At 70.6% G+C, this 11,507-nt stretch carries 13 protein-coding genes; 10 read left to right on the forward strand and 3 right to left on the reverse strand.

The annotated features are described in order from the left end of the window. Positions 1-157: 157 nt before the first annotated feature. Together CCS38_RS32760 and CCS38_RS32765 are read right to left on the reverse strand one after the other, a co-directional pair. A complete protein-coding gene (locus tag CCS38_RS32760; protein WP_223736969.1) occupies positions 158-2,059 on the reverse strand; it encodes an ABC transporter ATP-binding protein in 1,902 nt (633 codons plus the stop codon). Positions 2,060-2,115: 56 nt separating this feature from the next. After that, on the reverse strand, positions 2,116-3,849 hold the full coding sequence (locus CCS38_RS32765; RefSeq protein ID WP_223736960.1) for an ABC transporter ATP-binding protein: 1,734 nt from the start codon (positions 3,847-3,849) through the stop codon (positions 2,116-2,118). 116 nt (positions 3,850-3,965) lie between these two features. Here CCS38_RS32765 and CCS38_RS32770 point away from each other — a divergent pair, with 116 nt between their 5' ends. The 10 genes from CCS38_RS32770 to ygfZ all read left to right on the forward strand — a co-directional run bounded on the left by CCS38_RS32770 (position 3,966) and on the right by ygfZ (position 10,689). After that, positions 3,966-4,211, forward strand: a complete 246-nt coding sequence (locus CCS38_RS32770; protein ID WP_308050907.1) for a MoaD/ThiS family protein — start codon at positions 3,966-3,968, stop codon at positions 4,209-4,211. A gap of 8 nt (positions 4,212-4,219) precedes the next feature. Next, positions 4,220-5,386 carry a hypothetical protein gene (locus CCS38_RS32775; protein ID WP_223736962.1) on the forward strand — a complete coding sequence of 389 codons (1,167 nt, stop codon included), beginning with the start codon at positions 4,220-4,222 and terminating at the stop codon, positions 5,384-5,386. Between the two features lie 136 nt (positions 5,387-5,522). After that, positions 5,523-6,227 (forward strand): LmeA family phospholipid-binding protein, encoded by a 705-nt coding sequence (locus CCS38_RS32780; RefSeq protein WP_223736963.1) that lies wholly within the window; start codon positions 5,523-5,525, stop codon positions 6,225-6,227. A gap of 223 nt (positions 6,228-6,450) precedes the next feature. Continuing rightward, a complete protein-coding gene (locus CCS38_RS35810) occupies positions 6,451-6,546 on the forward strand; it encodes a putative leader peptide (protein ID WP_372457185.1) in 96 nt (31 codons plus the stop codon). Positions 6,547-6,692: 146 nt separating this feature from the next. Next, positions 6,693-7,538 (forward strand): sulfurtransferase, encoded by an 846-nt coding sequence (locus CCS38_RS32785; RefSeq protein ID WP_223736964.1) that lies wholly within the window; start codon positions 6,693-6,695, stop codon positions 7,536-7,538. Positions 7,539-7,574: 36 nt separating this feature from the next. Next, entirely contained in the window at positions 7,575-7,862 is a 288-nt protein-coding gene (locus CCS38_RS32790; RefSeq protein ID WP_030254814.1) for a DUF1416 domain-containing protein, read from the forward strand. A gap of 58 nt (positions 7,863-7,920) precedes the next feature. After that, a complete protein-coding gene (locus CCS38_RS32795; protein WP_223736965.1) occupies positions 7,921-8,250 on the forward strand; it encodes a DUF3099 domain-containing protein in 330 nt (109 codons plus the stop codon). 257 nt (positions 8,251-8,507) lie between these two features. Beyond that, a complete protein-coding gene (locus CCS38_RS32800; RefSeq protein ID WP_223736966.1) occupies positions 8,508-9,113 on the forward strand; it encodes a heme-binding beta-barrel domain-containing protein in 606 nt (201 codons plus the stop codon). Between the two features lie 65 nt (positions 9,114-9,178). After that, complete coding sequence (locus CCS38_RS32805) at positions 9,179-9,649, forward strand: Fur family transcriptional regulator (RefSeq protein WP_223736967.1); 471 nt, start codon at positions 9,179-9,181, stop codon at positions 9,647-9,649. A 56-nt stretch (positions 9,650-9,705) separates the two neighbouring features. Further along, the gene (gene ygfZ, locus CCS38_RS32810; protein WP_223736968.1) at positions 9,706-10,689 is read left to right on the forward strand and encodes a CAF17-like 4Fe-4S cluster assembly/insertion protein YgfZ; all 984 of its coding nucleotides are present in this window, start codon (positions 9,706-9,708) and stop codon (positions 10,687-10,689) included. On the opposite strand, the gene dtd is transcribed toward ygfZ, so the two are convergent. Beyond that, the gene (gene dtd, locus CCS38_RS32815) at positions 10,686-11,111 is read right to left on the reverse strand and encodes a D-aminoacyl-tRNA deacylase (protein WP_030254831.1); all 426 of its coding nucleotides are present in this window, start codon (positions 11,109-11,111) and stop codon (positions 10,686-10,688) included. The two genes, ygfZ and dtd, sit on opposite strands and share 4 nt — an antisense overlap. Between the last annotated feature and the right edge of the window lie 396 nt (positions 11,112-11,507).

The following is an 11,507-nucleotide window of genomic DNA, read 5'->3' on the forward strand; positions in this document are numbered from 1 at the left end:
CTCTCCCCCATGGCGGACCGTTTCCCCCCGCCTCTCCCCCATGGGGGGATTTGAGGCCCCTGCTCAACACATTACCGAGGGTCACTGACAACGGGCCCCAGCCGATTTCCCCTCGGCCCGTGCCCCTCACTCCGTACTCCCGTCAGCCCGCTCCCCCTCAGTCCGTCTCCGCCACCGCCTCCGCGAACTGGGCCGCGTACAGCCGTGCGTACGCGCCATCCGCGGCCAGCAGGTCGTCGTGCGTGCCCTGTTCGACGATCGAGCCGGATTCCATGACCAGGATCAGGTCGGCGTCGCGGATCGTGGAGAGCCGGTGCGCGATCACAAAGCTCGTCCGGCCCGACCGCAGCTGGGCCATGGCCTGCTGGATGAGGACCTCGGTACGGGTGTCCACCGAGCTGGTCGCCTCGTCCAGGACCAGGATCGCGGGCTCCGCGAGGAACGCCCGGGCGATGGTGATCAGCTGCTTCTCGCCGACCGAGACGTTGCCGCCCTCCTCGTCGAGGACGGTGTCGTAGCCGTCGGGGAGGGTGCGCACGAAGCGGTCCACATGGGTGGCCTTCGCCGCCTCGACGATCTTGTCCATCGACGTGCCCTCGGGCGCCCCGTAAGCGATGTTCTCGGCGATGGTGCCGCCGAAGAGCCAGGTGTCCTGGAGCACCATGCCGATGTTCGAGCGGAGTTCCTCGCGGGCCATGGCGGCGATGTCCACGCCGTCGAGGGTGATGCGGCCGCCGCGTACCTCGTAGAAGCGCATGAGGAGGTTGACGAGCGTCGTCTTGCCGGCGCCGGTGGGGCCGACGATGGCGACCGTCTGGCCCGGCTCCGCCGACAGCGACAGCCCCTCGATGAGCGGCTTGTCCTCCTCGTAACGGAACGAGACGTCCTCGAAGGCGACCTTGCCCCGGACGTGGTCGGGGCGCGCCGGGTGCTGCCCGTCCGGCTCCTGCTCCTCGGCGTCCAGCAGCTCGAAGACCCGCTCGGCCGAGGCGACGCCGGACTGCACCAGGTTGGCCATCGAGGCGACCTGGGTGAGCGGCTGGCTGAACTGCCGGGAGTACTGGATGAACGCCTGCACGTCACCGATGGACAGCGCGCCGGACGCGACGCGGAGGCCGCCGACCACGGCCACCAGGACGTAGTTGAGGTTGCCGATGAACATCATCGCGGGCTGGATGATGCCCGAGATGAACTGGGCCTTGAAGCCCGCCTCGTAGAGCGCGTCGTTCTGCTCGCGGAAGAGCTCGGCGGACTCCTGCTGGCGGCCGAAGACCTTGACCAGGGAGTGGCCGGTGTACATCTCCTCGATGTGCGCGTTGAGCTTGCCGGTGGTCTTCCACTGCTGGACGAACTGCGGCTGCGCGCGCTTGCCGATCTTCGTGGCGACGACGACGGACACCGGGACGGTGAGCAGGGCGACCAGTGCCAGGAGGGGGGAGATCCAGAACATCATCGCCAGCACGCCGACGATGGTCAGCAGGGACGCGACGATCTGGGAGAACGTCTGCTGGAAGGTCTGCTGGATGTTGTCGATGTCGTTGGTCGCGCGGGAGAGCACCTCGCCGCGGGACTGCTTGTCGAAGTAACGGAGAGGCAGGCGGGCGAGCTTCTCCTCGACCTGCTCGCGCAGCCGGTACACCGTCTTCTGTACGACCTTGGTGACGATGCGGGCCTGTACGAAGCCGAAGAGCGAGGCGGCCACGTAGATCACCAGCACCCACAGCAGCACGGTGCCGACCGCGCCGAAGTCGATGCCCTGCCCGGGGACCACCGGCATCGTGCCGAGGATGTCGGCGAGCCCGTCCTCGCCCTTGCGGCGCAGGGCCTCGGCGGCCTGCTCCCTGGTGAGTCCGGCGGGCAGCTGCCGTCCGACGATGCCGGCCATGATCAGGTCGGTGGCATGGCCGAGCACCTTCGGCCCGGCGACGGTCAGCGCGACGCTGACCGTGCCGAGCAGCATCGAGACGGTGACGATGGCGCGCTCGGGCCGCATCTGGCGCAGCAGCCGCTTGCCCGAGCCCTTGAAGTCCATCGACTTCTCGGTGGGCTGGCCGCCCATGAAACGGGCGGGGCCGGCGGCCGGGGCCGGGCCTCTCTTCTGGGGGGCCGGGGTACTCACGCCGCCTCCTGCTCGGTGAGCTGGGAGAGAACGATCTCCCGGTACGTCTCGTTGTCCGCCATCAGCTCGGTGTGCGTACCGGTGCCGACGACCCGGCCCTCGTCCAGGACGACGATCCGGTCGGCGCCGCGGATGGTGGACACCCGCTGCGCGACGATCACCACGGTCGCCCGGCCGGTCTCGCGGGCCAGCGCGGCCCGCAGGGCGGCGTCGGTGGCGTAGTCCAGCGCGGAGAAGGAGTCGTCGAAAAGGTAGATCTCGGGCTTGCGGACCAGCGCGCGGGCGATGGCCAGGCGCTGCCGCTGGCCGCCGGAGAAGTTGCTGCCGCCCTGCGCGACCGGCGCCTCCAGGCCGCCCTCCGTCCGCTCGACGAAGTCGCGGGCCTGCGCGGTCTCCAGCGCGTGCCACAGCTCCTCGTCGGTGGCGTCGGGCCGGCCGTACCGCAGATTGCTCGCGACGGTCCCGGAGAAGAGGTACGGCTTCTGCGGTACCAGGCCGATGGCGTCGGAGAGGGTGCGCGGATCGAGGTTCCGTACGTCCTCGCCGTCCACGAGCACCGTGCCGCCGGTCGCGTCGAAGAGCCGGGGCACCAGGCCGAGGAGGGTGGACTTGCCACTGCCGGTGGAGCCGATGACGGCGGTGGTCTCGCCGGGGCGGGCGAGCAGGGAGATGTCCTTCAGTACCGGCTCCTCGGCGCCGGGGAAGCGGAACTCGACGTCGCGCAGCTCCAGTTCGCCGTGGCGGCGCAGCTCGGTGATGCCGGCCGTGGGCGGGGTGACGCTGGTGTCGGTGTTCAGCACCTCCTGGATGCGCTCGGCGCAGACCTCGGCGCGCGGCAGCATCATGACCATGAACGTCGCCATCATGATCGACATCAGGATGTACATGAGGTAGCTGAGGAAGGCGGTGAGCGCGCCGATCTCCATGCCGCCGCTGTCGATGCGGTGCCCGCCGAACCAGACGACGGCCACGCTGGAGGCGTTCACGATCAGCATGACCAGCGGGAACATCATCGACATCAGCCGGCCCGCGCGCAGCGAGACGTCGTAGAGGTCGGTGTTGGCGTGCTCGAAGCGCGTCCGCTCGTGCTGGTCGCGGACGAAGGCACGGATGACCCGGATGCCGGTGATCTGCTCGCGCAGCACGCGGTTGACGGTGTCGATGCGCTCCTGCACGCCGCGGAAGAGCGGCCGCATCCGCCGCACGATCAGCGCCACCAGCACGCCGAGCGCGGGGACGATGACCAGCAGCAGTCCGGAGAGCGGCACGTCCTGGTTGAGCGCCATGACGACGCCGCCGATCATCATGATGGGCGCCGAGACCATCATCGTGAACGTCATCAGGACCAGCATCTGGACCTGCTGGACGTCGTTGGTGGTGCGGGTGATGAGCGAGGGCGCGCCGAAGCCGCCCAGTTCACGCGCGGAGAAGGACTGCACGCGGTCGAAGACGGCGGCGCGGATGTCGCGGCCGAGGGCCATGGCCGTACGGGCGCCGAAGTAGACGGCGCCGATCGCGCAGACGATCTGCAGCAGCGTCACGGCGACCATGAGGCCGCCGGTACGGAAGATGTAGCCCGTGTCCCCCTTCACGACACCGTTGTCAATGATGTCGGCGTTGAGGGTGGGCAGATAGAGGGTGGCCAGCGTCTGGATCAGCTGGAGGAGCACGATCAGCGATATCGAGCGTCTGTGGGGGCCAAGGTGCGCCCTGGCGAGTCGTACCAGCACTCGGTCGAGCTTATGCGAACGCTTGCCCGCAGCAACCGACTTTTCTCTGCCTCCGCGTAGGCCATCATGGAGGCGGCAACAGAGGAGAAGGGGCCGTCGTGACAACAACAGGCACCGTGCGCTACTGGGCGGCGGCGAAGGCCGCGGCCGGTACCGCCGAGGAGCCGTACGCCGCGAGTACGCTCGCCGAGGCGCTGGACGCGGCGCGTGCGGCACACGCGGCGAACCCGGAGTTCGCGCGCGTCCTCATGCGCTGCTCGTTCCTCGTGGACGGCACCGCGGTCGGCGGCCGCGACCACGCCGCGGTCCCGCTGTCCCAGGGCGGCACCGTCGAGGTCCTCCCGCCGTTCGCGGGAGGATGAGCGCCGAGATGAGCGACCAGCAGCAGAACCCTTACGGGCAGCAGCAGTTCGGGACCCCCGGGCCGTACGGCCAGCAGTACGACCAGCAGTACGGAGCCCATGACGGCCGCGAGTACGGCGACGGCGCGTACGGCGGCTATCCCCAGGACGCCTACGCCCAGCCTCATGACGCGTACGCCCAGCCCCAGGACCCGTACGCCGACCCGTACGCCCAGCCCCAGGCCCCCTACGCACAAGCGCAGCCGCGTACCCAGACATGGGAGGGCGACACCTGGCAGACCGACGCGGGCCTGCCCGCGCACGCGGCCGCCACCGCGGAGACGGCCCAGCTGTCCGGCCGGCACGCGGCACCGCAGGCCGCGGCGCTCCACGAGCCCGCGCCGCAGGCCGCCGCCGAGCCGCCCGAGGACCTCTCCCGCCTCGCGCCCAACCAGCGGGCCCGCGCCCTGGGCCACTCGCCGATCATCCCGCCCGGTTTCCAGCCGGCCGCGCTCACGGCGGGGCTCGCCGTGCTGCTCGCGCTGGCGGCGCCGCTGCCCCGGGTGTTCCCCGCCGTGGTGGTCGCGGTCCTGCAGGCGGTCACGGCGGCCGGCTGGTTCCGGCTGAACGGCATGTGGCCGGCCCGCCAGGGCATTGCGCTGGCGTTCCTCGGCGGCCTGGTCACCGATGTCGCGCTGCTGGCCACCGCCCGGGACGACGCGCCCGTCGTCGGCATCGGCACGCTCGGCGTGTGGTGTCTGCTCGTCCTCGTCCTGCAGCTGCGCAACCGCAGCAGCGCGGACGAGCGGATGTACGCGCTGACCGCGGGCCTCACCTCGTCCGCGCTGGCGGTACTGGCCGCGGGCCACCTCGCGGCCGAGCCGCACGCCACGGTGACCGGCGCGGCCGCGGTGGCGGTCGCGGTGCTCGCCCGCGCGCTGCCGCTGCCGGGCCCCGTCTCCGTCGTACTGGCGCTGCTCGCCGCCACGGGCGCGGGCATCGCGGCCGGACAGCTGGGCGGCTACGGCACGGCCGGCGCCGTCCTCGGATTCGCGGCCGGCGGCTGCGCGCTGATCGGCCTGCGGGTGGCCAGCTACGACTACCCCTCGCGGTTCGTGCATCTGACGGCCGGCGTGGCGCTGCCGCTGGCGCTCGCGGCGCCCGCCGTCTACGTCCTGGGGCGCGCCCTCAGCTGACGATCTCCCCGCCGGGGCAACCTCGCACGGCCGGTCACGCTCCTCATGTACGGAGGGTGACCGGCCGATTCATGCCGCCGCGCGAGTGGTCCGGTTAGGCTCGGCGCGACACCGAAGCGTGGGGGGAAGGGGTTCGATGCGTGCTCTGAGAAGGCTCGTGGTGCTACTGGTCGTGGTCTGCGTGCTGTTCGTGGCCGCCGACCGGCTGGCGGTGAACTTCGCCGAGGACAAGGCCGCCGAGAAGATCCGCGGCAGCCTCGGCCTGAGCGAGACGCCGCAGGTCTCGGTCAAGGGCTTCCCCTTCCTCACCCAGGTCGCGAGCGGCACGCTCACCGAGGTCGACGCCACGCTCGGCGGCATCGAGGCCACCGCGGACGGCCGCCGGCTGCGGGTGACGGAGCTGTCGGCCCAGTTCCACGACGTGAAGCTGAGCAGCGACTACACCTCCATCGAGGGCGCCGCCTCGGCGACCGGCGAGGCGCGGATCAGCTACGCGGACCTGACGGAGGCGGCGGGCGACGGCGTCCGCGTCTCCTACGGCGGCGCCGGCGGGGGTGGCAAGAGCCAGGTCAAGATCTCGCCCGATGTCCCCTTGCTCAGCAACCTCGACGTGGTGGGCACGATCTCCACGGTGGGCGGCGACACGATACGGCTGCGCGCCGACGAGCTCCCGGCCCTGTGCACCGCGGTCCCCGGCTGCGAGGACAAGGTGCGGGCCCGCACGGACCACGACTGGAAGCTGGGCGAGCTGCCGGCCGGGCTGGAGCTGGACCGCGTGACGACCACCCGCGACGGCATCGTGGTCGCCGCGAAGGGCACCGACGTCCGGCTGCCGGGCTGATCCACGCCCTTTCGCGCCCTCCGTACGGAGCCGGGCGTCCACCTCCTGAGACGCCGCTGTCCGTACCGCGACCCGAAGAGGCCGCCGAACCCGCTGTCCGGCGGCCTCCCGGCCACTCCGCCCCGACTCTGCTTCCACATTGCGGACGACTACGTCTCAGCATCCGACACACCGGTGACACGCCCCACCGTCCCTCTTTACGATCGGAGCCATGCAGAGCCTGATGAGCCGTTCCCGTAAGCGGGGACAGGCGGATCTCACGAAGCGGCGGGCAGTCGACCTGTGCCGCGTCGCCGCCATGCTCTGTCGGTCTGTCTGACGGGTTTCTGCCACCCGTTCTCCCGGCCGCGAGGCCCATGGCCCCGCATCCCCTCGTATTTCCGCGCAGCGCCGCGCGCTTCTGAATGCCGCCGCGCGCACCCGGCGTACCCCCGCGCATCCGCAACTGCCCCGGAGGAGAAACTCATGAGCCGTACCGACGTCCTCGTCGACGCCGACTGGGTCGAGGCCCACATCGACGACCCCAAGGTGGTCATCGTCGAGGTGGACGAGGACACCTCGGCCTACGACAAGAACCACATCAAGAACGCGGTCCGCATCGACTGGCAGAAGGACCTGCAGGACCCGGTACGCCGTGACTTCGTCGACCAGGCCGGCTTCGAGAAGCTGCTGTCGGAGAAGGGCATCGCCAACGACGACACCGTCGTCCTCTACGGCGGCAACAACAACTGGTTCGCGTCCTACGCCTACTGGTACTTCAAGCTCTACGGCCACCAGGACGTGAAGCTCCTCGACGGCGGCCGCAAGAAGTGGGAGCTGGACTCCCGCGACCTGGTCGACGGCTCGCAGGTGCCGAACCGGCCGAAGACCGAGTACAAGGCCAAGCCGCAGGACACCTCCATCCGCGCCTTCCGCGACGACGTCGTCAACGCGATCGGCAACAAGAACCTGGTGGACGTCCGCTCCCCCGACGAGTTCAGCGGCAAGCTGCTCGCCCCGGCGCACCTCCCGCAGGAGCAGTCGCAGCGCCCCGGCCACGTGACCGGCGCCCGCAACATCCCGTGGTCGAAGAACGCCAACGACGACGGCACCTTCAAGTCCGACGAGGAGCTCAAGGCTCTGTACGAGGACGAGAAGGTCGACCTGGCCAAGGACACCATCGCGTACTGCCGCATCGGTGAGCGCTCCGCGCTCACCTGGTTCGTGCTGCACGAGCTCCTGGGCCAGGAGAACGTCAAGAACTACGACGGTTCCTGGACCGAGTACGGCTCGCTCGTCGGCGTGCCGATCGAGCTCGGCCCCGCGAAGTAAGCCCCGACCCTTCCCTACACCCCTCAAGGAATCCCCATGTGTGGAGCACAGGCCGGCGGCCCCGACGCGTCGACCATCAAGCCCGGTGAGACCACGATCCAGGGCAGCGTGACCAAGGACGGCGAGCCCGTCACCGGTTACGTCCGCCTGCTGGACAGCACCGGCGAGTTCACCGCCGAGGTCCCCACCTCGGCGACCGGACAGTTCCGTTTCTACGCGGCCGAGGGCACCTGGACGCTGCGCGCGCTCGTCCCGGGTGGCACCGCCGACCGCACCGTGGTCGCCCAGCAGGGTGGCCTGGCGGAGGTCGCCATCGCCGTCTGAGGCACCGCTCAGCGGTACTTCTACGGCCGGAGGGCCGCACCCCAGGGGTTTGGACGCCTTGGCTGGGGGTGCGGCCCTCCGCGCGCTCCGTACGGTTTCCTCCGCCGCCGCGCGGTCTTACCGTGGAGACATGTCCGTCCAGCGGCGTCATCGCCGGTACTACGCCATGATGGCCGTCTGCCTCACGCTCTTCGTATTGGCCTGGGGCGTGGTCCGGCTCTGGTCCGTCCCGGCGGCGGTGGCGATGTGCGTAGTCGCCATGATCATCCCGCCCTTCGCGGCGATCGTGGCCAACCGCAGGGAGCCGGGTGAACGCTGGTGGGACGAGTCCGGCGACCCGGAATCGGACCGCTGGTGGCGCGAGCTGGACGACAAGGGCCGCAGGTGAGCGCCGCCCGGCCGGCTGGGGCGGACCTCACAGCGCCGCCGCTTCGCACGGCGACTAGACTCACCTACGGTCCGTAAACCCTCACTCCGTCCGAGGAGCGCGCTCGTGCTTGAGGCATTCTTCACCACTCTGCTTGTCCTGGTCGGCGTCGGCGTCATCGCCTTTGCCGCTCTGACCTGGAAGAAGCTGTACCAGGGCCAGCGCTGAGTACGCGCGGACCGAGACCTTCACCTCTTCTATAGATCGCCTGAGCTCTCATGATCGAGATCCCGTCCGACCTGAACCCGGCCCTCGTACCGCTGGCCTTCCTCCTGGGCCGCTGGGAAGGTGCCGGCGTCGCCGACTTCCCCGGCACCGAGAAGTGCAACTTCGGGCAGGAGGTCACCTTCTCCCACGACGGCCGTGACTTCCTGGAGTACACCTCGCACAGCTGGGTGCTGGACGGCGAGGGCAAGAAGGTCCGCCCGCTGGAGACCGAGAGCGGCTACTGGCGCATCGACAAGGACCGCAAGGTCGAGATCGTCATGATCCGTGACCAGGGCATCGTCGAGGTCTGGTACGGCGAGCTGGCCGACCAGAAGCCGCAGATCGACCTGGCGACGGACGCCGTGGCCCGCACCGAGGCCGCGGGCCCGTACAGCGGCGGCAAGCGGCTGTACGGCTACGTCAACAGCGACCTGATGTGGGTCGGCGAGAAGGCCACGCCGGACGTACCGCTGCGCCCGTACATGTCGGCCCACCTGAAGAAGGTCGCCGACGCGAGCCTGCAGGAGTGGGCGGAGAGCCTGCCCGACGACATGCCGGACGGCGTCTCCTTCTTCAACGCGGACGGCACCCCGTACAAGCCGCAGGGCGAGGCGTAAGCCCCTCTCCGTACACAGGTGCTGAGCCCGGCAGGCCCTGTGGCGGGCGCACCTACACTGGGGGCGTGGTGACCACCGACTGGCAGAGCGACCTCCGCAAGCGCGGATACCGTCTGACCCCCCAGCGGCAGCTCGTGCTGGAGGCGGTGGACCGGCTGGAGCATGCCACGCCCGACGAGATCCTCACCGAGGTGCGCAAGACGGCGGGCGGCGTCAACATCTCCACGGTCTACCGCACCCTGGAGCTGCTGGAGGAACTGGGGCTGGTCAGCCACGCCCACCTCGGGCACGGCGCGCCCACCTACCACCTCGCCGACCGGCACCACCACATCCACCTGGTGTGCCGGGACTGCACGGATGTGATCGAGGCCGATCTGTCGGTGGCGGCGCCCTTCACGGCGACGCTGCGTGAGCAGTTCGGATTTGACACGGACCTCAAGCACTTCGCGATCTTCGGCCGGTGCGCGGCCTGCACCGCGAAGGCGGCGGACGCCACGGAGAAGGCCGCCGGGACCGGCGACACGGACGCGAGCTGACCTCTGGGGGCGAGCGGGCCGACTCTCCGGTAGTACCGGGTCGTAGGCTGGTAACCATGCTGCGTCCCTCTGAAGCCAGCCCCCTGCTGTCGCTGCCCGGTGCCGTCCCCGCCGAGGCCCCCGACGAAGGCGTCGCCGCCCACTACGGCGACCTCTTCCGCGAGCAACGTGCCCTCGCCGACGGCGCCGGCTTCGTGGACCTCTCGCACCGCGGCGTACTGACCGTCTCCGGCCCCGAACGGCTGACCTGGCTGCACCTGCTGCTCACCCAGCACGTCAGCGAGCTGGCACCCGGCCACGCCACCGAGGCGCTGATCCTCTCCGCCAACGGCCACATCGAGCACGCCGTCTACCTCGTCGACGACGGCGAGACGACCTGGATGCACACCGAGCCGGGCACCCAGGAAGCGCTGCTCGAGTACCTGGAAAGCATGAAGTTCTTCTACCGGGTCGAGGCCGCCGACCGCACGGAGGAGATCGCCGTCGTCCACCTGCCGGCGGGCTCCATCACCGAGACGCCCGGCGACGCCGCCGCCGTCCGCGAGACGCCGCACGGCCGCGACCTCTTCCTGCCGCGCGCCTCCCTGGCGGACTTCGCCGCCGCGCACGGCCCCGCGATCGGCGTACTGGCCCTGGAGGCGCTGCGCGTCGAGGCGCACCGCCCGCGGCTCGGCCTGGAGACCGACCACCGCACCATCCCGCACGAGCTGGGCTGGATCGGCAGTGCCGTCCACCTCCAGAAGGGCTGCTACCGCGGCCAGGAAACGGTCGCCCGCGTCCACAACCTGGGCAAGCCCCCGCGCCGCCTGGTCTTCCTCCACCTGGACGGCAGCGAGGTGAAGCTCCCGGGCCACGGCGCGCCGGTCCGCCTGGCCGCCGACGGCCCCGAGGGCCGCCAGGTCGGCTTCGTGACGACCTCGGCCCGCCACCACGAGCTGGGCCCGATCGCGCTGGCGCTGGTGAAGCGCAATGTGGCGGTGGACGCGGAGCTGATGGCGGACGGGACGGCTGCGGCGCAGGAGGTCGTGGTCGAGCCCTAGACCTCGACAAGCACCGTGAACGGGCCGTCGTTCGTCAGCGAGACTTTCATGTCCGCCCCGAACCGGCCCGTTTCCACGTGCGCGCCCAGCGCACGGAGCTGCGCGACGACCTCGTCGACGAGCGGCTCGGCAACCGGCCCCGGCGCGGCGGCGTTCCACGTGGGCCGACGCCCCTTCCTGGCGTCCCCGTACAGCGTGAACTGGCTGATCACCAACAGCCCCGCCCCCGTGTCCGAACACGACTTCTCCCCGTCGAGAATCCGCACCGACCACAGCTTCCGGGCCAGCTGAGCGGCCTTCTCAGGGGTGTCATCGTGCGTCACCCCGACCAGCACGCACAGCCCCTCCCCCACGACCTCGCCGACCGTCTCGCCCGCCACGTCGACGCGTGCGCCGTTCACCCTCTGCACCACTGCTCGCATACCGCCATGATGCCGGGCGCCACCCCAGGCCACCCCACGGGGTGCGGAGCCCCGTACCACCCGGACAGCCCAACGACGGCGCACGGTGTACCCCCACACGGACCGTTCGCGGGCCGATGACCCTGCGCGCACACCGCTCGCAGTGGCACGATGCCTGCACAAGGTGCGCGGGACCACTCGGCTCCGGGACCGCACCGCACGAGGGGACGGACATACGCATGAGCACCGCCGGCGCCGGGCAGACACCCTCCGGTTCCGTACCATTTGCCCGTACATCCACCCAAGGGGCCGCGGCAGCGTCCGCGAGCGGGCCCCTGCCCCCGCCGACGACGACGTCCACGTCCCGGCCCGAGCCGGCGCCCCCGCCCGGGCACCCGGCACAGGACGGTGACCGCA

It is taken from the genome of Streptomyces purpurogeneiscleroticus (assembly GCF_020024005.1).
Taxonomy (GTDB): Bacteria; Actinomycetota; Actinomycetes; order Streptomycetales; family Streptomycetaceae; genus Streptomyces; species Streptomyces purpurogeneiscleroticus.